Consider the following 20,615-nt stretch of genomic DNA (forward strand, 5'->3'; position numbering starts at 1 on the left):
TTTGTATTTTATCGGTTAAGCTCTCCTGGTGAGCATTCCGTAAATCCACAGAACGATAAGAGCACCTCCGATGGCCAGGATCCAGCTTCTGAAGTTCCAGAAAGAATCTACGTCTCCCCAGTGTAGTACGTATACGCCTATCGATCCTCCGATAAAGGCTCCGATAATTCCCAGAATCATCGTGATAAGCATTCCGCCACCCTGTTTTCCAGGCATGATCGCTTTAGCAATTGCTCCGGCCAGTAGTCCGAAAATAATCCATGTTATAAATCCCATAGTTGCATTTTTTAATGTTAATATTTAATTTGGTTCATTATTAATGTTGGGAAAACATGATGAACATCATCTTTTCTTGAAAAATGAATCTACAAACTCTGTACCATTAAATAATTGCAAATCCTGCATTTTTTCCCCTACGCCGATATACTTCACCGGAATCTGAAACTGGTCTGAAATACCAATAACCACACCTCCCTTTGCCGTACCGTCAAGTTTTGTTACCGCAAGGGCATTTACTTCCGTAGCAGCGGTGAACTGTTTGGCCTGCTCAAAGGCATTCTGGCCGGTAGAACCGTCAAGAACGAGTAGGATCTCATGAGGAGCATCCGGAATAACTTTCTGCATGACCCTTTTGATCTTGGAAAGCTCGTTCATCAGGTTGATTTTATTATGAAGCCTTCCGGCAGTATCAATAATGACAACATCGGCATTTTGGGCAACCGCACTTTGAACCGTATCAAAGGCTACGGAAGCCGGATCGGAGCCCATTTCCTGCTTTACGATAGGAACGCCTACCCGCTGGCTCCAGATGACCAATTGGTCTACTGCGGCAGCCCTAAAGGTATCGGCGGCTCCAAGAACCACTTTCTTTCCTTCTGTGGTAAACTGGTGGGCGAGTTTACCGATGGTGGTCGTCTTTCCTACGCCGTTTACTCCAACGACCATGATGACATAAGGCTTTTTTGAAGTATCGATATTTCCAGTCCCCGAATGCGGGTTTTCAAGCAGCAGTCCCGAAATTTCTTCACGTAGGATTTTATCCAGTTCATTTACGCCAACATACTTGTCGCGGGCGACACGCTCTTCAATTCTTTCGATGATTTTGATGGTGGTGGAAGCACCGACGTCGGAGGCAATCAGTACTTCTTCCAGGTCATCCAGTACTTCATCGTCTACTTTGCTTTTGCCGACTACGGCTTTTGTCATTTTTTCAAAGAAACCCTGGCTGGATTTTTCCAATCCTCTGTCTAATGTTTCTTTTTCTTCTTTTTTAAAAATATTTTTAAACCAACTCATCTTTATGAATTACGGAATTTAATTAATGAAGGAATTTGGATGACATAAGCCTGAAGCGCACAACCGTTGTGTTTTTCGGGCTTCTGGTCTCACTTCCAGCTAGATTAAAAGCAAAGATAACAAAAAAACTACCCAAAAGCTGAGTAGTTTTTTATATTGTAAATAAAGTGGAGATTATTTTTTCAAATAACCGTCTACTTCGTCTGCATTCATTACTTTTTCTTCGAAAACGTAAGCTCCTGATTTGGAAGACTTCACCATTTTCACCACTTTAGTCATTTTTTTTGACTGTCCGCTCTGTAGGGTTGCTACTACTTTCTTTGCCATGGTAAATTATATTTTATAAATTACTTGATTTCTTTGTGTACGGTTACCTTTTTAAGAACAGGATTGTATTTTTTCAATTCCAATCTTTCTGTTGTGTTCTTTTTATTTTTTGTAGAAATGTATCTTGACATTCCTGGCATACCACTCTCTTTGTGCTCTGTACATTCAAGGATTACTTGAACTCTGTTTCCTTTTTTTGCCATGATTTAGTTCTTTTTAATCAATCCGTTTCTGGTCGCTCTTTCGATAGCTTCCTCGATTCCAATTTTGTTAATCACTCTCAATCCATGAGCTGATACTTTCAGTGTTACGTGCTTATCCTGCTCCGGAAGGTAAAATTTCTTCTCTAATAAGTTAATTTCAAAACGACGCTTCGTTTTGTTATTAGCGTGAGAAACGTTGTTACCAACCATTGCACGCTTTCCTGTTATTTGGCAAATTCTTGACATATCTCGATGTTCTTATTTGTACTATAATATTTGAGAGTGCAAAATAACGAAGAATTTTTCAGATAGGCAAATCTTTTATAAAATTATTTGTAAATAAAAACGTGACAATTAATCCTGATTTTAATCCGGTATCTGTTCCAGTACGCATTGAGTCTAAGAATGATAAATCTGAAAATTAATTCATCCTGACATTAATTCTTCTTGGTTTTATTCTGAAACCATTTAATTAAAAAATAAAAAAGAAGAAATCCGAATGCAAAAATAGAAAAGCGGGAAAGCAGATCTCCGGCTTTGGTATAGAAGGTCATTCCGTCATAAAGGTTTACGCGGGCATACAATGCGGTTTTATCACCGTAAAAAGTATCTTCGATGATTTCGCCTTTCGCATTGATATGGGCGGAAATTCCGCTATTTGCTGCCCTGGCGATTTCCCGGCGCGTTTCAATAGCTCTCAGTCTGGCATAGGATAAAAGCTGTTTGTGGCCTTCCGTAACACCCCACCAGGAATCATTCGTCATAATAGCCAGGAAATTGGCTCCTTTTTTTACATAGTCACCGGTAAATTCGCCGTAAATGCTTTCATAACAGATGATTGGGGCGATATTCCCTTTATTGAAAGGGTTTGAAAATGCCGTTCTCTCTTTATCGGTTCCCAAGGAAGCCACAGTGCCGCCGAGGTTGATCATTGCATTGCCCAAAAGCGGTTTCAAGTAGCTCATATACGGGAATATTTCTACTCCCGGAACCAGTTTGCCCTTATGGTAAACTTCCACTTTCTGATCCGGAATCACCTGGATGGCTGAGTTGAAACGTTCTACCCAAAGCCCTGGATTGAGCTGATAGGCTTCCTTCGGCAAATTATTTTCCGAAGTATAAAAATGATGGGAAGAAATTCCCGTGGTGAAAACCGAACCGGGATGTTTCGATAGAAAACTTTTGAGATTATTGATGATCATACTCTTTTCAAAAGCCGTTTCGGAAATAGATCCGTTCCCCGGAAGAGCAGTTTCAGGAGCTATATAATAGTCGATTTTACCTTTGGAATTTCTTTCGGCCAGGCTCAGCAGATCGTTCTCTATTGTCAGGCTGTCCTGTGAGTATTTTTCAGCGTAAGGATCGAGGTCCGGCTGAAGCATCAGTACATTTACACTGCCGATCGGCTTTTCATCAAAGCTGTTGTATTTTACCACCGAAATGATCATCGGAAAGATAATCAGGGCTGCAACAATTGAGGTGTTTTTAATTAAATCTTTTCTTTTTCTTCCGGCCTGCCAGATTCTTACTGTGTAAAAAATCAGAACGTTCGTCAGCAGAATCCAGAAGCTTCCGCCGGTCGCGCCCAGCGTGTCGTACCACTGGATCAGTTTAGGATAGTCTGAGAAAGCGTTCCCCAGGTTCAGCCACGGCCAGGTAAGTTCCCAGCCCAGGTGGAATTTCTCAAAGCTCATCCAGATGGCAATCAGGAAGGCCAGTCCCCAATAGGTCCCCTGTGCATTTTTATACCAGTGGTAACATTGGAATACCAAAGCATACAAAAGGGAATTAACCAGCACCGGAAATAAAACCGCCATCATCGAGTGGCTTCCGTCAGGGTTTTTGGAACCGTACAGCCAGCCTGTTGTCACGGTATTCCAGATCACGAAGCATAAATAGGACAGTCCGAAAACCACCCAGCTTTTTCTGTTATAATCCGAAAATTTAGATACCCCGTGCTCCATCATCAGAAGCGGAACCAGCGCAAAAAATATAAAAAAAGGAATCCCGTAGGTAGGCCAGGAAATGGATAGCAGCATCGCCGAAATCAGCGTAAGCAAAACGTATTTCATGAATTTGTTTTAATATACAAATTTAATGTTTTTGAAATGAATACATTTGTAACCGATGTTAAAGAAATTTTATAAAATTATTATTGTTCCCTATACGCTGTTTCTGCTGTATCTGATGTTTTTCGGGATGGGCAGGCAACAGATGGATGAGAATTTACTTACGGTAGAACCTATCGTGTCCACCATAAATTTCATTAAAGGCTGCATCTCCTGGAAAGACGCTGTCGTAATCGTCGGAGGAAATATCGTCATGTTCATGCCTTTTGGGTTTCTTGGATGGATTTTTCCTAAGCTTAATGTCCTTAAAAATCTTATATTTACTTTCGTTTCAGCCATTACCATTGTTGAAGCACTTCAGTATTTTTCAAGGATGGGTATTTTTGAAGTGGATGATATTATCCTGAATACGTTCGGGGTATTTTTAGGATTTCTAATTAAAAAAAATGTAGAAGAAAGGTTTGAACATTTTGTGAAGTGATCCGGATCGATGTTCAGCAACTTTGACAAAGTTTTTCATCCTTACCCGTTCAATTCCTTCGCCCGTTTTTCCGCGTTCAGGATGCCGCTTTTAAGAATGCCTTTCAGTTGGTTTTCATTAAATGTTTTCAGGGCAGCTTCGGTGGTTCCGCCTTTTGAGGCTACATCGCTGATGAGTTCTTCCAGGCTTTTATCGGAATTGTTGATCAGGTGATAGGCGCCCAGCATCGTCTGCTGTACAAACAGCCTGGAGAGATTTTCCTCGATTCCCATTTCGGTTCCGGCTTTGATCATGGCATCCACAATGTAATAGAAGTAGGCAGGTCCGCTTCCGGAAAGGGCGGTTACGCTATCCAGTAATCCTTCGTCCTCCAGATATACCGACCTTCCCGTTGAATTCAGCAGTCTTTCGATATGGATAAGCTGGCTGAACGAAATGCCTTCCGCTGCCGTATAGCCGGTGATTCCCATTCCGAGAAGGGTAGGAGAGTTGGGCATGGCTCTTACGACCAACGGATGGCGCAGCAGTTTCTGGATTTTTTCGATGTTGATTCCTGCCATAATGGATAGGATCATCTGTTTTTCTTTCAGCTGAAATTTAAAATTCTCTGCAGCATGGGCAAAATCCTGAGGCTTTACGGCAATGATGATCAGATCAGCATCCAGTTCCTGTACTTCATCAAAAGTCGAAATTTTTGATTTTGGGAATTCTTCCGAAATTTTTTGAAATTTAGACCGGTTCCGGGTAATGAGATGAAGATTTTCCGGCCTGATCAGCTCGTATTTCAAAAACGATTTTGAAAACGAAAGGCCCATGTTTCCGGCTCCGAGAATAGCGATTTTCATATTGTGTATTTGTTTTTTAGAATGATTGTACGGAAACTTTATCGAAATTCTGAACTTCGACAAACTTTTTAAATAATATTCACCTCTCTTTCCAGCTCAATCCCGAATTTTTCTTTAACGGAATTGATGATCTCCGTTGAAAAGTCATAGATTTCCTTTCCTGTGGCTTTTCCTGTGGCATTTACAATAACCAGAGCCTGCAGTTTGTGGGAAGCGACGTTGCCGATCTGTTTCCCTTTCCATCCGCACTGCTCAATGAGCCATCCGGCCGGAACTTTTACTGAATCTTCATTTGGGTAACCTGGAATATTTTCAAATCTCTGCTGCAATGATTCAAACTGTGCCGAAGGAATTGTCGGGTTCTTAAAAAAACTGCCTGCATTTCCGACTTCTTTCGGATCGGGAAGTTTGCTTTGCCGGATACTGATAACGGCCTTTGAGACCTCCTGAATGGTCGGATTTTCAATTCCGGAATTTTCCAGCTCGGCTTGTATTGCCCCGTACTCGGTTTTAATATAATGATTTTGGGTCGTAAGTTTAAAAGTAACGTCCAGGATTACATATTTTCCCTTGCCTTCCTGTTTAAAGATGGAATCTCTGTAACCGAACCTGCATTTTTCAAGATCAAAAGTTTCGATTTCGAGGGTCTCCAGATTAAGCACGGTGCAGTTCACGAAAATATCTTTGATTTCGGTTCCGTACGCCCCGATATTCTGCATCGGGGAAGTGCCTACGTTTCCGGGAATCAGCGAGAGGTTTTCCAGTCCGCCGAAGTTTTTATCCAGACAGAACATTACGAATTCATGCCAGTTTTCCCCTGCTTTGGCGGTAACCAATACTTCATTTTCATTCTGAGGCTGAACGGATATTCCTTTCAGGTTTAATTTAATCACCAGTCCGTTGAAATCGCAGGTAAATAAAACGTTGCTTCCGCCTCCGAGAAAAAGCCATGGAAGATTGTTTTCTTTTGAAAAATGCAGGGCTTCTTTTAATTCTTCAACGGTGTTTGCTTCAGCAAAATAGTTTGCTTTTACATCTACCCCGAATGTATTGTATGGTTTTAGTGAAAAATTCTCGTGCATTGTTTAATTATATTCTGTTGGAAGAAGGGCCTGGATCTGGTCTTTCAGTTTCTTAAGCTGTTCGTAATGCGCCGTATCTGCAAAAGCATTTACGTAAGCATGGTATTTTTTCGGTGTCCTGATCTGGAAGGTTTCGTCGAATCCGTCTACGGACTGTTGGCTGGGCGAACTTTTTATCCGGTCCAAGGTTTTTACATTGATCGTGGAGATGAGTCTTTTCCAGGTCTGCGGACTGATGGACGATTTCCACTCTTTATGGATTTTCTTTTTCGTAACCCCCTGTTCTGCATGGATGGAATCTTCGGTGACCTTTACAATCCTGTAGCTCCCGAGATGCCCGCCGATGTCCGAATAGCTGATCGAAATAATTTCATTAGGGTTCTGATGGCCGGTCTTGGACTCCTTATCATGACAGGAAAAGAAAATCAGCAATAAAACAGGCAGTAAGAATATTTTCAGACCGGGATATTTTATTGCTGACATATTTTATGTTTTAATGATTAAAGACTGAATTCGGCTCTGTATTTTTCGAGAGCGTCTTTAAGGATAGCTGCGCTTCTTTTTAGATCCTGCTCCTTTAAAACATAGGCAATTCTTACCTGTTTTTTACCCAGTTCAGGATTGCTGTAAAAACCTCCGGCCGGTGCTACCATGATTGTTTCGTTGTTATTGGAATAGCTTTCCAGAAGCCACTGTGCAAATTTTTCGGTATCGTCTACCGGAAGCTCCGCTACACAATAAAATGCACCTTTAGGTTTCGGGCAGATCACGCCTGGGATGGCATTCAATAGATCAACTAAAATGTTTCTTCGGTGAGTATATTCTTCTCTTACGGATCTGATGTAAGCATCGTCGTTTTTATGTGCTGCCGTTGCTGCAATCTGTCCCAGCAGAACGGGGCTTAATCTTGCCTGTGCGAACAGCATGGCTGCATCGTGTATTTTTTTGGAACGGGTGATCATACATCCGATTCTCACACCGCACATGGAATAACGCTTGGATTCTGAATCGATAATAATGCAGTTTTCCGCCAGCTCAGGAAAAGCAAGCATGGAGATCTGCTGCTTCCCGTCATACACATATTCTCGGTATACTTCATCGGAGATGACTACGATATCATATTTTAAGGCAATTTCTGCTAATTTCTTAAGCTCCTCACGCGTATAAAGGTACCCCGTAGGATTTCCGGGGTTGCAGATGACGATGGCTCTGGTTTTCGCCGTTATTTTTTTCTCAAATTCTTCAATCGGAGGAAGGGCGAAGCCTGTGTCGATGGTTGAGGGAACGGCTACCACATTCACATTGAACGTGCTGGTAAATCCGTTGTAGTTGGCATAATACGGCTCAGGGATGATTACTTCGTCACCGTCGTCACATAGTGTAGAAATGGCAAAATTCAAAGCTTCCGAACCACCGTTTGTAACAATAAAATGATCAGGAGTAAGGTCGGTAAAATCTAGCGAATGATAGTATTCCGTAAGGGCTTTTCTATATTCGATATTCCCTTCGGAAAGAGCATATTCCAATACTTTCAGATCAATATTTTTTAAAGCATTCAGTGCCGTTTCCGGGGTTTCAATATCCGGTTGCCCGATATTGAGGTGATATACTTTCGTACCTCTCTGTTTTGCTTTTAGGGCGAAAGGAACGAGTTTTCTTACCGGCGATGGCGGCATGTGCAGTGCTCTGTTTGAAATATTCGGCATTGTTCAAAAATTTGTATGGCAAAAATAAGATTTAATTTTCCAATATTAAAATAAAGGTTCCAAATAAAGATTTTTGTATTAATTTTTAAATCTGCAAAAAAAATTATCATGTTTTAAGAAAATATAAAGAATTAAAAAGCAGAATTGCCTTTTGGAAATTTATTTCAGATAAATATGATTAAGTATGGATTAAATAAGTTTTTGATTGATAATTTATAAAATAGACATAGTTAGCGATATACTTTGGCAACTGTTGAATCATCCGCGAAGAAAAGCGAAATCAAAGTATACCCGAATCCTTTCAAAGAGGTGTTATACATTGCTGACACCAAAGAAGTGAAGTCGGTTTCCGTAGCAGATGTTTCGGGAAGAGTGGTAAAAACAATTGAAAATCCGGGTAACGAACTGCATTTAGGAGAACTGCATTCAGGCGTATATCTGGTAACGGTAACGTACAAAGACGGTTCACGCTCAACAGCAAAAGCCATCAAGAAATAAGTTTTTTAATGTAAATAAATTGAATAAGCAGCTGGGCCATTGGTTCAGCTGTTTTTGTTTGAATAAAATCAGGTTTCATTTAAATTTTATTAATTTGCATGTTATTAAAACTGACTACAATGCAGATTCAATCCGCTTCCGTTGAAGATTATATTTTACAGATTCCTGAAGACAGGCAAGACGTTTTCAGGAAAATTTTTGAAACCATTAATGATAATTTACCGGATGGATTTTCCCAGGGTTTAAGCTACGGAATGATCGGCTGGGCGGTCCCTCTGGAAACGTATCCCGCAGGGTACCACTGTACGCCTGGTTCACCGTTGCCGTTTATGAGCATCGCTTCCCAGAAAAATTTCATTGCCCTTTATCATATGGGAATGTATGCCAAACCTGAGTTGCTGGACTGGTTTGTGGAAGAATACCCAAAATACTCTAAAAGAAAGCTGGATATGGGGAAGTCCTGTGTCCGCTTTAAAAAAATGGATGATATTCCATTGGAACTGCTTGCTGAACTCAGCAAAAAAATGACAGTTAAAGAATGGATTGATATTTATGAGAAGAATTTTAAAAAGAAATAGTTGCCGGCTGTATCTGCTTGCCGTAAGTTTCTCCCTGAATCTGCTGGCTGGCTGCAAAAGCACAAACGTTTCAGGATTGGAAAACGGCGATCTGCTTTTTGTAACGGCTAAAGAAACCGGACTTTCCGGAGCCATCAGTAATGTAACCCAAAAACAGAAAAATGCTTCCTTTGACCATATCGGCATCCTGGAAAAGAACAGAGGGGGTACTTTTGTCTTGCATGCTGCTCCCAAAGGCGGTTCACAGAAGCAAAGCCTGAAAGTTTTTCTGAAAGATCAGGCAGATGAAGGGCAGCGGGTAGTGGTGTACCGGCTGAAACCTCAATTTAAAAAAGCTGTTCCTGCTGCTATCCAAAGAGCAAATTCCATGTTGGGAAAACCTTATAATTTCAACTATATCTTAAATGAAAATTCTTATTACTGCTCAGATTTCGTCGAAAGAGCATTCAGGGACAATCATGTCTTCAAACTGGAACCGATGACCTTTATTGATCCAAAAACCGGAAAAACCAATGCATTCTGGGAAGGGTTTTATCATCAGAAAAACCTTAAAGTCCCGGAAGGTGAGTCCGGATGCAATCCGAACGGCCTGGCATCTTCCGATAAGCTGGAGCGGATAAGGGAGCTGAAATAGGTAAAGGGTAATAAAGAGTGTTTTCATATTTGATACTGTCGGTGACGATTGCTGATAAAAGAAACTTCCGGCTTCCTCTTCTATTTTATTTGGTTTAAATGTTAAAATTAAAAATTATTATCCTACTAATTTTGTAGACTAATTATTTTTTATATTTTTGTCATAGCTAAGCATTGAGAAAAAGAAATTTCTTCGGTCTGCTTTGTAAACAACGTTTAAAAGAAATTGCCAGATATGATAACGCCTAATCCCGGACTTCAGGTTTTGCAGAATGCGCTTAACCTCTCTAAAAAAGAACTGTTAGTGGAAATAGAATTAAATGGAAAGATGAAATTTGAACATTTGATGAATACCATTTACCATCAGTTCGGGATCTGTCATAAAGTGCTGTCGGCAAATGTTGAATATATAAACGGAAGAAACTTCGGAACGGTTCAGTTGTATATCAACGTATATCCGGATGATTTTGAGCAGCTGGAATTTTTCCTTAATAAAAATAAGCTTCTGAATACCGCGGTAGCCTATACCTGCCGCAAATATTTATAAGTGATTTCATATGGTTTTGATTACAGGAAACGGCTGTCGGTTCATGGCTGCCGTTTTATTTTGCCTTTCAAAGAAAAGCATTATGAATACAAAAATAAAAACCGCCGAAAAAGGGCGGTTTCATTATTTCGTCTCAGTTAAATTCTCTCAATATCGGCACCGATAGCTTTCAGTCTGCCGTCAATATTTTCATATCCCCTGTCGATTTGTTCGATGTTGTGGATAATCGATTTTCCTTCTGCGGAAAGAGCAGCGATCAGAAGCGCGTTTCCGGCCCTGATATCCGGGGAAACCATTGTGGTTCCCCTTAAAGGAGTTTCCTGATTCAGACCGATTACTGTTGCTCTGTGTGGATCGCAAAGAATGATCTGCGCACCCATATCAATCAGTTTATCCACAAAGAATAATCTTGATTCAAACATTTTCTGGTGAATCAGAAGGCTTCCTTTGGCTTGTGTGGCCACTACCAGAATGATGGATAGTAAGTCGGGAGTGAATCCAGGCCACGGAGCATCGGAGATCGTTAAAATAGATCCGTCGATAAACTTCTGGATTTTATAATGTTCCTGGGCAGGAATGAAAATATCATCATTGCTTTGTTCAAGTTCGATTCCCAGTTTTCTGAAGGTATTCGGAATTACGCCAAGCTGATTCCAGTTGACGTTTTTGATGGTAATTTCAGATTTGGTCATGGCTGCAAGACCAATCCATGATCCTATTTCCACCATATCCGGAAGCATGGTATGCTCTGTTCCGTGAAGGTATTCAACACCTTCGATGGTTAAAAGATTGGAACCAATTCCGGAGATATTGGCGCCCATGCGGTTGAGCATTTTACAAAGCTGCTGCAGGTAAGGCTCGCACGCAGCGTTGTAAATTCTTGTTTTTCCTTTTGCCAGAACCGCAGCCATTACGATATTGGCAGTTCCTGTTACGGAAGCCTCTTCCAGAAGGATGAATTTTCCGTTAAGTTCTTTTGCTTTTAAAGAATAAAAATATTCTTCCTCATCGTAATGAAATTCCGCACCAAGTTCTACCAACCCCTGAAAATGGGTGTCTAACCTTCTTCTTCCGATTTTGTCGCCGCCCGGAGTCGGCATATAAGCTTCGCCGTATCTAGCCAGCATGGGGCCCATCAGCATAATGGAACCTCTCAGTTTGGCCCCGTCTTTTTTAAACTCGCTGGATTTTATATAATCAAAATTTACCTTGTCGGCTTTGAAAGTATAATCGCCGTGAGCATTCTTGGTAACCTTTACGCCAAAGTCGCCCAGAATCTCAATTAATCGATTAACGTCGTGGATATCCGGAATATTTTTGATCCTTACTTCCTCATCAGTCAATAAAACGGCACACAGAATCTGAAGGGCTTCATTTTTTGCCCCCTGTGGAGTGATTTCACCTTGCAGTCTCTTTCCTCCTCTTATCTGAAATGTTCCACTCATGTTTACTTTCTGTTTTTATTATGGTTGTTATTGTTATTATTGTGCCTTCTCTTATTGTTCTGGTTATTTTGGTTTCGGTTGTTGTTATTCCGGTTGTTATTCTGGTTGTTCCGGTTGTTGTTATTACTGGTATAGTAGATTTTACTCTTTTCAAGCGTATCGATTCCGGTAAGGTCCAGCCTGTTTTCCGAAAGTTCCTTCAGATGACGGAAAATCACATCATCCGTTACGTGTTCTTTATTATAAACATTGTAGGATTTCTTCATATTGTTGGCAATTACCTCAATCAGGGCTTCTTTTTCATCACCCTGTTCCAGTTCGATCGCTTTTTCAATCAGCTGAAGAATACTTTTTCCGTAAAATTTAAAGTCGCCCTGAAGCTTGGGATATTCCATTCTTTTAGGCTTCTCTTCAAGTTCTTCTTTGGTCGGAAAAGGATAGGGCGCATCTACATCCAGGTTATGATCGGCTAAAATATAAAGATGGTCCCAAAGTTTATGTTTATAATTATCTTCGTCTCGCAGCTGCGGGTTTCGCTGACCCATAAAATCAATGATCGCCATTGCCATTTCGTTCCTTTCTTCTCTGGAGGAAAGCTCTTTGCAACGTTCAACCAACTGTTGTATAATTCTGCCGTATTCCGGCAAATGAAGCTGAGTTTTTTGGGTGTTGTATTCCATAGTCTGCAAATATATGCATTAATAGAAAAATTGTACCGAAAATCTTAAAAGTTTATGATTTTTTAATGAATATGTTATGCAACAATTTAATTGGATTTTATGTTAAAAATAAAAATTATTTCACGTTATGTAGAGATTGTATCAATAAAAGTGTAAATTAGGTAATGTATTAATAATTAAAACTTTCCTTATGAAAAAAGCATACTATGTACTTTCTCTACTGGCATTGGGAATGATGAATTCCTGCCGTACAAACGATGAAGTGATTTCTGAGGACCGGAAAGACCCGGGTGTTCATGATAAAATAGTGAACGTTACCCATCATGACGGGCACCCTTTCAGTACCGGAACTTCCACAACAGGCAAATTTGTAGCAGGGCCGGGAGGAGGTGTCCTGATGCAGGGATTTTACTGGGATGTTCCGGATGGCGGCAACTGGTGGAATACCGTAAATTCAAAACTTACCGACTGGTCAAATGCCGGAATTGGTGCGGTATGGCTTCCTCCGGCTTCAAAAGCGCAGAACGGCGCTTATTCTATGGGGTACGATCCTACGGATTATTATGATTTTGGAAACTATAACCAGAATGGAAGTGTGGAGACCCGTTTCGGCTCAAGGGCTGAGCTGGAAGCCCTGATCACAAAAGCGCATGCTGAAAACATGCAGGTTTATGCGGATATTGTTATCAACCACAACAGCGGCGGGCAGTCGGAATACAATCCATACGTCGGTTCCAATACCTGGACCAATTTTTCAGGGGTAGCTTCAGGAAAATTCCCGAGAAATTATAATGATTTTTATAAAAATTCTTACGGGAATAACGACGAAGGGGCTTTTGGCGGTTTTCCGGATCTGTGCCATGCCAATCCATATGTGCAGGACTGGCTTTGGGGAAGGGATGATTCGGTAGGAAAATATTATAAGAACGTCATGAAATTTGACGGCTGGCGATTCGATTATGTGAAAGGATTCGGAGCCTGGGTGGTAAATAACTGGAATTCCAATGTTGGGGGATTTTCAGTCGGTGAACTATGGGATTCCAATGTGAATGTTTTGGAATCATGGGCCAATAATGCCAACAGTTCAGTGTTTGATTTTGCCGCTTATTACAAAATGGATGAGGCGTTTGATAACGGAAACCTCAACGTCCTGAACGATGATATGATGTGGAAAAGGAATCCCTTTAAAGCGGTTACTTTTGTAGCCAACCACGATACGGATATCATTTATAATAAAATGCCGGCGTATGCTTACATCCTGACTCATGAAGGTTATCCCACCATTTTCTACAGGGACTACGAGGAATGGCTGAACAAAGAAAGGCTGAACAACCTCATTTGGATTCACAATAACAAAGCCACCGGAACCACTTCGATTCTCTACACCGATACTGATGAATACATTGCCCGAAGAAACGGCTATAACGGAAATCCTGGACTGGTTGTCTATATCAATAGCTCTTCCAGCTGGCAGGAACGGTGGATTCAGACCAATTGGGCCAGCCAGCAGATCAAAGACTTCACAGGAAATTCCTCATGGTATCCGACAACGCAGGGCGATAAATGGGTGAAGATCCAATGTCCTCCGAATTCCTATTCGGTCTGGTCTTTAAACCAGTAATTATTATCCAATCATAAAACTGAAGACTGCCTTTTAAAAGCAGTCTTTAATTTTATTTTTAGCTGATAAACTAAATTAAATTAAGTTCGATCATATTTAATTTATTCTTAGTTATTTAATGAGTTAAAAATTAGCTGATCAATTAGAACTTTTTTTGGTTGAGAAAAGATCTCATTTAATAAACCAATAGCTTGAGTAATTATGTTGACAAAAGAAACTTCCGGCATCCAGCTTCCCTCTTCCAGCCTGTTATTATTATTTTTTAAACCTGTATAAATTTTTTCCGTTCTTTGGGAGTCGGTAAATAGCATTTCTGGTTTGCCAGCTTCATCCGGTTTTCAGAAACTTTATCATATACTTTATCACTGAGAAATTTCGGCATGATTTTTCCGATTGCTGAAAGTTTGTAAATTCCGCCCAGCAGATCTGCTATTTTCAGCACGGCTCTGGATTTTTCCAGATAATATTGCTGAGGTTTCCAGAGGTACATCGTATTGAAAACTTTTGTATTTAGTCCTCTCTCCGATAAAAACTGCTGTCCGAAATCCGACTGAAGGGAAGCAAACATAAACCGGTCCTTTTTATCCCTTTCCAAAATCCACTGTACCCAAAAATTGCAGACTCCGCAATCACCGTCGAAGAATACAATATGTTTATCCTGCCAGTTCGCTTCCATATTACTGTTTTTAAAGTGACATTTTACGTTCCGTTTCCTGTTTCTCCCTTTTGAAATAATCTGTGAGGAGTTTTCTTTGTACGTCAGTCAGCTTAGCATCCTGATGGCCAATAAAGTAAGATTCCAGCGGCATTTCCTTTTTCTCTACCATTTCGATGCATTCCTGCAATTTGTGTGCCTGTGTTTTAGGCTCATAGACGGCAAAAGTGGAAAAATTCAGTTCTTTTCTTCCCTCATCAATGTGGTTTTTCAGAATCCATGACGAAGGCGCTATATTGGAATACCAGGGATAGCGGGTTTCGTTGGAATGGCAGTCGTAGCACGAACGGTTGATGATGGCTGCTACTTCAGGTGGTGTATTTTTAATTTTTATAAAATCCATTCCCGGTGTCGGAGCGGGATTCGTCTTATCGATTGGAAAAAACTGGATGATGATAAAAGCGACAAGAACAACGGTCAGTATTTTTTTCATAATGAGGGTTTAAAGTTTGAGATTCAAGATTTAAAGTTCAATGTTCAAAATTTGAAGTTAAGATTAAATTTCAGGATCATAGTAAATTTTTACCGGAAATAATCATTTTCTGAGCAAATTTTTATCCATTAAAATAAAAATTTTTACTCATATGAAACCCATTTAATCTTTAAAGTTAATTAAATTTTCAATACTGGAAAATACCCATATGATTTATATGTCGAATTATTCTAAATATCAGTATTTAACTTTTCCCTACGTTTTATTTCATGTAAAATGATTAATTTAATTGCATAGTTATTATAATAGGAGAATTAGAACTGAGTAATTTTATAACTTGATTGTTATTGTTTTTAACTATTTTAAAAATATTTTCGATAGATTGTATTTATGGATAATCAATTGTAAGTTTGTCTTATTCAAAAATAAAAAACTGTTTATCAACATAAAAAATTTAAACGATATGGAAAATACTTCAGGAGACATCAGCAAATGTCCTTTTCACAACGGAAGCATGAAGGAAGAAAAGAAAGAAAATGTTGCCGGCGGCGGTACTCAAAACAAAGACTGGTGGCCGGATCAGCTGCGTGTAGATATCCTTCGCCAGCATTCCCGGCTTTCTAATCCGATGGATGAGGGGTTCGATTATGCGGCAGCTTTTAACAGCCTTGATCTTGAAGCGGTAAAAAAAGACCTTCATGAACTAATGACGGACTCCCAGGACTGGTGGCCTGCCGATTTCGGTCATTATGGTCCTTTGTTTATCCGTATGGCCTGGCACAGTGCAGGAACTTACCGGGTGGGTGACGGAAGAGGCGGTGCCGGAGCAGGTCAGCAGCGTTTTGCTCCTTTGAACAGCTGGCCGGATAACGTAAGCCTTGATAAAGCAAGAAGACTGCTATGGCCGGTTAAACAGAAATACGGAAAGAAAATTTCATGGGCCGATCTGATGATCCTTACCGGAAACGTGGCCCTGGAATCGATGGGCTTTAAAACTTTCGGCTTTGCCGGAGGACGTGAAGATGTTTGGGAGCCGGATATGGATGTGTATTGGGGGATGGAAAAAACATGGCTGGGCGGAGATCTCCGGTATTCCCAGGGATCTGATGGTGTTGAAGGACACGGTGTGCTTTCAGCGGATGATGATGCAGACGGAAAAATCCACACCCGCGATCTGGAAAAGCCGCTGGCTGCCGTACAGATGGGACTGATCTATGTAAACCCTGAAGGACCGGACGGAAATCCTGATCCTGTAGCCGCAGCCAGAGACATCCGTGATACTTTCGGAAGAATGGCCATGAATGATGAGGAAACGGTTGCCTTAATTGCCGGAGGTCACACTTTCGGTAAAACTCATGGCGCAGGACCTGCCGATCATGTGGGCAAAGAGCCTGAAGCAGCCGGCATCGAAGCGCAGGGATTCGGATGGAACAACAGCTTCAGATCCGGGAAAGGTCCCGATACCATTACCAGCGGACTGGAAGTGACGTGGACGGAAACCCCAACCGAATGGAGCAATTATTTCTTTAAAAACCTTTTCGAAAACGAATGGGAACTTACCAAAAGCCCTGCCGGAGCCCATCAGTGGGTGGCTAAGAATGCAGAAGCCATTATTCCGGATGCTTTCGATCCTAATAAAAAACACAGGCCGACGATGCTGACGACGGATCTTTCCCTGAGAATAGATCCTGAATATGAAAAAATTTCCAGACGTTTCTACGAGAATCCGGAAGAGTTTGCCGATGCGTTTGCCAGAGCCTGGTATAAACTGACGCATAGAGATATGGGACCGAAAGCCCGTTACCTGGGCCCGGACGTTCCCGCGGAAGAACTGATCTGGCAGGATCCGATTCCGGAAGTGGATCATGCCCTGATCGATAATTCCGATATTGAAGCCTTAAAATCAAAGGTCCTGGAGTCAGGACTGAGTGTTTCCGAGCTGGTTTCTACCGCATGGGCATCAGCTTCTACTTTCAGGGGAAGTGATAAAAGAGGAGGTGCGAACGGCGCACGGATTCGCCTGGCTCCTCAAAAAGATTGGGAAGTGAATAACCCTGTCCAATTGCAAAAAGTATTGAGCGTTCTTGAAAATATTCAGAAAGAATTCAACGAAAGCCAGACCGGCGGTAAAAAAGTTTCCCTTGCCGATGTTATCGTACTGGCCGGAAGTGCGGCGGTAGAAAAAGCTGCTAAAGATGCAGGCCATAATGTGATCGTATCGTTTGTACCGGGAAGAATGGACGCCTCACAGGAACAAACGGATGTGGAATCCATGAAATACCTTGAGCCGGCAGCCGATGGATTCAGAAATTACCTGAAGAAAAAATTCTCCGTTTCTACGGAATCTTTACTGATCGATAAAGCGCAGCTTTTAACCCTTACCGCTCCGGAACTTACCGTCCTGATCGGCGGAATGAGATCGTTAAACGCCAATTACGACGGCTCTTCCCACGGAATATTTACACAGAATCCGGGTATTTTAAGCAACGATTTCTTTATTAATCTTCTGGACATGAGCACGCAGTGGAAAGCTACTTCCGATGATAACGAGCTGTACGAAGGCACCGACAGAAAGACAGGAGAGAAAAAATGGACGGCCACCCGCGCCGATCTGGTTTTCGGATCCAACTCCGAACTGAGGGCCATTGCTGAAGTTTACGCCAGCGCCGATGCCCAACAGAAATTCGTTAATGATTTCGTATCAGCCTGGATCAAGGTGATGAACCTGGACCGGTTTGATATCAAGTAATTTATATCGATAGTGTTTTAAGTGATGAAGGCAGCCTGTGGGCTGCTTTTTTTATTCCTTATTGTTTTTCGGTATTTTTCAGAACTATTTCTGACCTAGTTTTGCCGTCTCATTAGTGTAAATTTGATTATGAAAAAATTAGTATGGAATTGCTTTAGCAACATTGATAATTTGTTCCTGTGGAGAAACAGGAGGTGGAAGCAGTGACCGTTCAGAGTACTGTAATACAGTGGACACCAGCTCTATATAGGGGAAAAAGGATGCTGCTATTATCTATCCTCTGGAGGTAATAAAGAATAGGTAGATAAAAAATATTGTGCAACTTGTAACAAAAAAAGCCACCCTTTTTCAGGATGGCTTTCGTAGACCCACAGGGATTCGAACCCCAGATGACTGAACCAAAATCAGTAGTGTTACCGCTACACCATGGGTCTGTATTTCTGTACCGCGAAATTAGAAAAATTATTTTAAAAATAAAAGTGATACATCGAGATTAATTGATAAAAAATGGAGGTGGCGGCTTTTATTTATTGATAGTCAAAGAATTAATTTTATGGTTTTTTCAGAAAGGAAATGCCGGAATACAGCGTATTTTGAGCTGATCTTCAAAAGCGCTTCGGAAGGTATCGGGCTTTACATGAAATAAAAATCCTATCTTTGCAAAAAAATTGGGCTCCAAAAGTTGGAGTAACCCATTGATAATCTTGTCCTGAGCTTTGTCGAGGGATTATTAAACATTTTTTTATGTCGAATATTGTTGCAATCGTTGGGCGTCCCAACGTAGGAAAATCCACATTGTTTAACCGTTTACTGGAAAGGAGAGAGGCCATCGTAGATTCCACGGCTGGGGTAACCCGTGACCGACACTATGGGAAATCCGACTGGAACGGGGTAGATTTTACAGTTATCGATACCGGAGGGTATGATGTGAACAACGATGATGTGTTCCAGGGGGAAATTTCAAAACAGGTTCAGCTGGCAGTTGATGAAGCCACGTCTATTATCTTTATGCTGAATGTGGAAGAAGGCCTTACGGATACCGATTACGAAATTTATGAGATGCTGAGAAGGTCCAATAAGCCGGTTTACATCGTCGTAAACAAGGTAGATTCATCCAAAGAGGAACTTGCAGCTACCGAATTTTACCAGTTGGGAATCGAAAAATATTATACTTTATCTTCGGCTACCGGTTCAGGAACCGGTGATCTTTTGGATGATATCGTTAGAGATTTTCCAACCACAGAATATAAAGACCCGTTCGAAGGGTTGCCGAAAATCACCATTGCCGGACGTCCGAACGTAGGGAAATCCACGATGACCAATGCTTTGTTGGATACAGACCGGAATATCGTAACGGATGTTGCAGGAACCACACGTGACAGTATCCAGACGTTGTACAACAAATTCGGACATGAATTCGTATTGGTAGATACGGCGGGAATGAGAAGGAAGTCAAAAGTTTCCGAGGACCTGGAGTTTTACTCCGTTATGCGTTCCATCCGTTCCATCGAATATTCCGATGTGGTCGTTATTATGGTGGATGCTACTTTAGGCTGGGAATCCCAGGATATGAATATTTTCGGACTGGCGCAGAAAAACAGAAAAGGAATCGTGATTGTGGTCAACAAATGGGATTTGGTGGAAAACAAGCAGACCAATACCACCCGGGATTTTGAAAGTGCCATCAGGGATAAAATCGGTCAGTTCAGCGATATTCCTATTCTTTTCGTATCCGCCCTGACGAAGCAGAGAATCCTGAAAGTGGTGGAAACGGCCATGGCAGTATACGAAGACCGTAAAAAGAAAATCAAGACTTCCAAACTGAACGAAGTAATGCTTCCGATTTTTGAAGGAACGCCGCCGCCGGCCAATAAAGGAAAATACATTAAAATTAAATATTGTGTACAGCTTCCGACCCCATCGCCGCAGTTTGTGTTCTTCTGCAATCTGCCGCAGTATGTGAAGGAGCCATACAAGAGATTTACTGAAAACCAGCTGAGAAAAGAATTCGGGTTTACCGGAGTACCGATTGAAGTATATTTCAGACAGAAATAAAAAGCCGTCATGGAAGTTTGGGCAGCCTACAGTTTTCTCCATCAGACTGATGAACAACAACTGGAAAAAGAATTTGCCTTGCTTCCCGCTCATATCACTGAGCCGGTGTACCGATATAAAAATCCTGCTGACAGAACAGGAAGGATGATCTCCAGAATACTGTTAGAAACCCTGATAAAGAAATACTTTCCTTATCAGGGTTTTTCATGGAATCGTTACCGTAAAGATGCTTTAGCAAAGCCTTATTTTGAAGGTTCGGACATTCACTTCAGCAGTTCGCATCATGAAGAAATCAGTTTTGTATGCATTACTTCCGGAAGTTCATGCGGCATCGATTCCGAACTTTTAAAGCCGGTGGACCCGCTTTTATATGCTGATTTCCTGCATCACCGCGAGAAAGATCTTATCACCAACTGTGAAGATCCGGCACAATCATTTTATAAAATCTGGACCCGCAAAGAGGCAGTGCTGAAAGCTTCAGGTCTGGGAATATCCTGCGAACTGAACTCCATTGATGCACATACTGATACGGTGATCGCGAACAATAGTTTATATTATACAATGCCAATAACTTTGTCGGGAAATATCATTACACATCTGGCAACTCCTGAAATCATCACGGCACTCCATCTTGAAGAAATCATTTTCTGAT

At 41.2% G+C, this 20,615-nt stretch carries 23 protein-coding genes and 1 tRNA gene; 9 read left to right on the forward strand and 15 right to left on the reverse strand.

The annotated features are described in order from the left end of the window. Positions 1–15: 15 nt before the first annotated feature. The 6 genes from ACED20_RS14025 to lnt form a co-directional block, all read right to left on the reverse strand. Positions 16–276: a GlsB/YeaQ/YmgE family stress response membrane protein gene (locus ACED20_RS14025; RefSeq protein ID WP_294202664.1), complete on the reverse strand. Its 261-nt coding sequence runs from the start codon at positions 274–276 to the stop codon at positions 16–18. A 66-nt stretch (positions 277–342) separates the two neighbouring features. Continuing rightward, complete coding sequence (ftsY, locus tag ACED20_RS14030; protein ID WP_294202666.1) at positions 343–1,296, reverse strand: signal recognition particle-docking protein FtsY; 954 nt, start codon at positions 1,294–1,296, stop codon at positions 343–345. A gap of 174 nt (positions 1,297–1,470) precedes the next feature. Then, positions 1,471–1,623, reverse strand: a complete 153-nt coding sequence (locus ACED20_RS14035) for a DUF4295 domain-containing protein (protein ID WP_002976755.1) — start codon at positions 1,621–1,623, stop codon at positions 1,471–1,473. A gap of 20 nt (positions 1,624–1,643) precedes the next feature. Beyond that, positions 1,644–1,826 carry a 50S ribosomal protein L33 gene (gene rpmG / locus ACED20_RS14040; protein WP_027379950.1) on the reverse strand — a complete coding sequence of 61 codons (183 nt, stop codon included), beginning with the start codon at positions 1,824–1,826 and terminating at the stop codon, positions 1,644–1,646. A gap of 3 nt (positions 1,827–1,829) precedes the next feature. Next, a complete protein-coding gene (gene rpmB, locus ACED20_RS14045) occupies positions 1,830–2,072 on the reverse strand; it encodes a 50S ribosomal protein L28 (protein WP_002976757.1) in 243 nt (80 codons plus the stop codon). Positions 2,073–2,263: 191 nt separating this feature from the next. Then, positions 2,264–3,898: an apolipoprotein N-acyltransferase gene (gene lnt / locus ACED20_RS14050; RefSeq protein ID WP_378105284.1), complete on the reverse strand. Its 1,635-nt coding sequence runs from the start codon at positions 3,896–3,898 to the stop codon at positions 2,264–2,266. A gap of 55 nt (positions 3,899–3,953) precedes the next feature. Here lnt and ACED20_RS14055 point away from each other — a divergent pair, with 55 nt between their 5' ends. After that, complete coding sequence (locus ACED20_RS14055; RefSeq protein ID WP_294202793.1) at positions 3,954–4,376, forward strand: VanZ family protein; 423 nt, start codon at positions 3,954–3,956, stop codon at positions 4,374–4,376. A 41-nt stretch (positions 4,377–4,417) separates the two neighbouring features. On the opposite strand, the gene proC is transcribed toward ACED20_RS14055, so the two are convergent. From proC to ACED20_RS14075, 4 genes are read right to left on the reverse strand one after another with little or no spacing between them, the layout of a single operon-like run. Continuing rightward, entirely contained in the window at positions 4,418–5,284 is an 867-nt protein-coding gene (gene proC / locus ACED20_RS14060; protein WP_294264675.1) for a pyrroline-5-carboxylate reductase, read from the reverse strand. Positions 5,285–5,289: 5 nt separating this feature from the next. Further along, complete coding sequence (gene murB, locus ACED20_RS14065; protein WP_294234581.1) at positions 5,290–6,303, reverse strand: UDP-N-acetylmuramate dehydrogenase; 1,014 nt, start codon at positions 6,301–6,303, stop codon at positions 5,290–5,292. 3 nt (positions 6,304–6,306) lie between these two features. After that, positions 6,307–6,786, reverse strand: a complete 480-nt coding sequence (locus tag ACED20_RS14070; RefSeq protein ID WP_294202798.1) for a hypothetical protein — start codon at positions 6,784–6,786, stop codon at positions 6,307–6,309. Positions 6,787–6,803: 17 nt separating this feature from the next. Then, positions 6,804–8,009 (reverse strand): pyridoxal phosphate-dependent aminotransferase, encoded by a 1,206-nt coding sequence (locus ACED20_RS14075; RefSeq protein WP_378105288.1) that lies wholly within the window; start codon positions 8,007–8,009, stop codon positions 6,804–6,806. Positions 8,010–8,252: 243 nt separating this feature from the next. On the opposite strand from ACED20_RS14075, the gene ACED20_RS14080 reads away from it, so the two are divergent. From ACED20_RS14080 to ACED20_RS14095, 4 genes are all read left to right on the forward strand, one after another. Continuing rightward, positions 8,253–8,507 carry a T9SS type A sorting domain-containing protein gene (locus ACED20_RS14080; protein WP_294291776.1) on the forward strand — a complete coding sequence of 85 codons (255 nt, stop codon included), beginning with the start codon at positions 8,253–8,255 and terminating at the stop codon, positions 8,505–8,507. A 119-nt stretch (positions 8,508–8,626) separates the two neighbouring features. Then, positions 8,627–9,085 (forward strand): DUF1801 domain-containing protein, encoded by a 459-nt coding sequence (locus ACED20_RS14085; RefSeq protein ID WP_345766448.1) that lies wholly within the window; start codon positions 8,627–8,629, stop codon positions 9,083–9,085. After that, the gene (locus ACED20_RS14090; protein WP_294234599.1) at positions 9,060–9,719 is read left to right on the forward strand and encodes a YiiX/YebB-like N1pC/P60 family cysteine hydrolase; all 660 of its coding nucleotides are present in this window, start codon (positions 9,060–9,062) and stop codon (positions 9,717–9,719) included. Before ACED20_RS14085 ends, ACED20_RS14090 begins: the two co-directional genes overlap by 26 nt. A gap of 234 nt (positions 9,720–9,953) precedes the next feature. Then, the gene (locus tag ACED20_RS14095; protein ID WP_294222362.1) at positions 9,954–10,265 is read left to right on the forward strand and encodes an NIL domain-containing protein; all 312 of its coding nucleotides are present in this window, start codon (positions 9,954–9,956) and stop codon (positions 10,263–10,265) included. A gap of 137 nt (positions 10,266–10,402) precedes the next feature. On the opposite strand, the gene murA is transcribed toward ACED20_RS14095, so the two are convergent. Further along, positions 10,403–11,710, reverse strand: coding sequence for a UDP-N-acetylglucosamine 1-carboxyvinyltransferase (murA, locus tag ACED20_RS14100; RefSeq protein WP_294202809.1), 1,308 nt, complete (start codon positions 11,708–11,710; stop codon positions 10,403–10,405). A 2-nt stretch (positions 11,711–11,712) separates the two neighbouring features. Next, positions 11,713–12,390: a DUF4290 domain-containing protein gene (locus tag ACED20_RS14105; RefSeq protein WP_294202811.1), complete on the reverse strand. Its 678-nt coding sequence runs from the start codon at positions 12,388–12,390 to the stop codon at positions 11,713–11,715. Between the two features lie 190 nt (positions 12,391–12,580). Here ACED20_RS14105 and ACED20_RS14110 point away from each other — a divergent pair, with 190 nt between their 5' ends. Further along, entirely contained in the window at positions 12,581–14,011 is a 1,431-nt protein-coding gene (locus tag ACED20_RS14110) for an alpha-amylase (protein WP_294321342.1), read from the forward strand. A gap of 262 nt (positions 14,012–14,273) precedes the next feature. Here the strand turns inward: ACED20_RS14110 and ACED20_RS14115 are convergent, their stop codons facing one another. Then, positions 14,274–14,687 carry a thiol-disulfide oxidoreductase DCC family protein gene (locus ACED20_RS14115; RefSeq protein WP_294234607.1) on the reverse strand — a complete coding sequence of 138 codons (414 nt, stop codon included), beginning with the start codon at positions 14,685–14,687 and terminating at the stop codon, positions 14,274–14,276. A 10-nt stretch (positions 14,688–14,697) separates the two neighbouring features. Further along, positions 14,698–15,159: a heme-binding domain-containing protein gene (locus ACED20_RS14120; protein ID WP_294238935.1), complete on the reverse strand. Its 462-nt coding sequence runs from the start codon at positions 15,157–15,159 to the stop codon at positions 14,698–14,700. 463 nt (positions 15,160–15,622) lie between these two features. Here ACED20_RS14120 and katG point away from each other — a divergent pair, with 463 nt between their 5' ends. Further along, positions 15,623–17,908, forward strand: a complete 2,286-nt coding sequence (gene katG / locus ACED20_RS14125; protein WP_378105296.1) for a catalase/peroxidase HPI — start codon at positions 15,623–15,625, stop codon at positions 17,906–17,908. A gap of 363 nt (positions 17,909–18,271) precedes the next feature. Here the strand turns inward: katG and ACED20_RS14130 are convergent. Then, positions 18,272–18,342, reverse strand: a tRNA-Gln gene (locus ACED20_RS14130). A gap of 310 nt (positions 18,343–18,652) precedes the next feature. Between ACED20_RS14130 and der the strand changes: the two genes are divergently transcribed. Both der and ACED20_RS14140 read left to right on the forward strand, forming a co-directional pair. Then, positions 18,653–19,963 (forward strand): ribosome biogenesis GTPase Der, encoded by a 1,311-nt coding sequence (gene der, locus ACED20_RS14135; RefSeq protein ID WP_294201485.1) that lies wholly within the window; start codon positions 18,653–18,655, stop codon positions 19,961–19,963. A 9-nt stretch (positions 19,964–19,972) separates the two neighbouring features. After that, positions 19,973–20,614: a 4'-phosphopantetheinyl transferase superfamily protein gene (locus ACED20_RS14140; RefSeq protein WP_294201484.1), complete on the forward strand. Its 642-nt coding sequence runs from the start codon at positions 19,973–19,975 to the stop codon at positions 20,612–20,614. Position 20,615: the final 1 nt, after the last annotated feature.

Origin of the sequence: Chryseobacterium sp. sg2396, assembly GCF_042610505.1 — a bacterium.
Classification (GTDB): Bacteria; Bacteroidota; Bacteroidia; order Flavobacteriales; family Weeksellaceae; genus Chryseobacterium.

Excerpts from the sequence above, each read along its gene's own strand:
- ACED20_RS14110 (WP_294321342.1), top strand. The coding sequence starts at position 12,581 with ATGAAAAAAGCATACTATGTACTTTCTCTACTGGCATTGGGAATGATG.
- ACED20_RS14095 (WP_294222362.1), top strand. The coding sequence starts at position 9,954 with ATGATAACGCCTAATCCCGGACTTCAGGTTTTGCAGAATGCGCTTAAC.
- murA (WP_294202809.1), bottom strand. The coding sequence starts at position 11,710 with ATGAGTGGAACATTTCAGATAAGAGGAGGAAAGAGACTGCAAGGTGAA.
- ACED20_RS14120 (WP_294238935.1), bottom strand. The coding sequence starts at position 15,159 with ATGAAAAAAATACTGACCGTTGTTCTTGTCGCTTTTATCATCATCCAG.
- ACED20_RS14070 (WP_294202798.1), bottom strand. The coding sequence starts at position 6,786 with ATGTCAGCAATAAAATATCCCGGTCTGAAAATATTCTTACTGCCTGTT.
- rpmB (WP_002976757.1), bottom strand. The coding sequence starts at position 2,072 with ATGTCAAGAATTTGCCAAATAACAGGAAAGCGTGCAATGGTTGGTAAC.
- ACED20_RS14035 (WP_002976755.1), bottom strand. The coding sequence starts at position 1,623 with ATGGCAAAGAAAGTAGTAGCAACCCTACAGAGCGGACAGTCAAAAAAA.
- katG (WP_378105296.1), top strand. The coding sequence starts at position 15,623 with ATGGAAAATACTTCAGGAGACATCAGCAAATGTCCTTTTCACAACGGA.
- ACED20_RS14115 (WP_294234607.1), bottom strand. The coding sequence starts at position 14,687 with ATGGAAGCGAACTGGCAGGATAAACATATTGTATTCTTCGACGGTGAT.
- der (WP_294201485.1), top strand. The coding sequence starts at position 18,653 with ATGTCGAATATTGTTGCAATCGTTGGGCGTCCCAACGTAGGAAAATCC.
- ftsY (WP_294202666.1), bottom strand. The coding sequence starts at position 1,296 with ATGAGTTGGTTTAAAAATATTTTTAAAAAAGAAGAAAAAGAAACATTA.
- ACED20_RS14025 (WP_294202664.1), bottom strand. The coding sequence starts at position 276 with ATGGGATTTATAACATGGATTATTTTCGGACTACTGGCCGGAGCAATT.
- ACED20_RS14140 (WP_294201484.1), top strand. The coding sequence starts at position 19,973 with ATGGAAGTTTGGGCAGCCTACAGTTTTCTCCATCAGACTGATGAACAA.
- ACED20_RS14055 (WP_294202793.1), top strand. The coding sequence starts at position 3,954 with ATGTTAAAGAAATTTTATAAAATTATTATTGTTCCCTATACGCTGTTT.
- ACED20_RS14085 (WP_345766448.1), top strand. The coding sequence starts at position 8,627 with ATGCAGATTCAATCCGCTTCCGTTGAAGATTATATTTTACAGATTCCT.
- ACED20_RS14090 (WP_294234599.1), top strand. The coding sequence starts at position 9,060 with ATGAGAAGAATTTTAAAAAGAAATAGTTGCCGGCTGTATCTGCTTGCC.
- ACED20_RS14105 (WP_294202811.1), bottom strand. The coding sequence starts at position 12,390 with ATGGAATACAACACCCAAAAAACTCAGCTTCATTTGCCGGAATACGGC.
- lnt (WP_378105284.1), bottom strand. The coding sequence starts at position 3,898 with ATGAAATACGTTTTGCTTACGCTGATTTCGGCGATGCTGCTATCCATT.
- ACED20_RS14075 (WP_378105288.1), bottom strand. The coding sequence starts at position 8,009 with ATGCCGAATATTTCAAACAGAGCACTGCACATGCCGCCATCGCCGGTA.
- rpmG (WP_027379950.1), bottom strand. The coding sequence starts at position 1,826 with ATGGCAAAAAAAGGAAACAGAGTTCAAGTAATCCTTGAATGTACAGAG.
- murB (WP_294234581.1), bottom strand. The coding sequence starts at position 6,303 with ATGCACGAGAATTTTTCACTAAAACCATACAATACATTCGGGGTAGAT.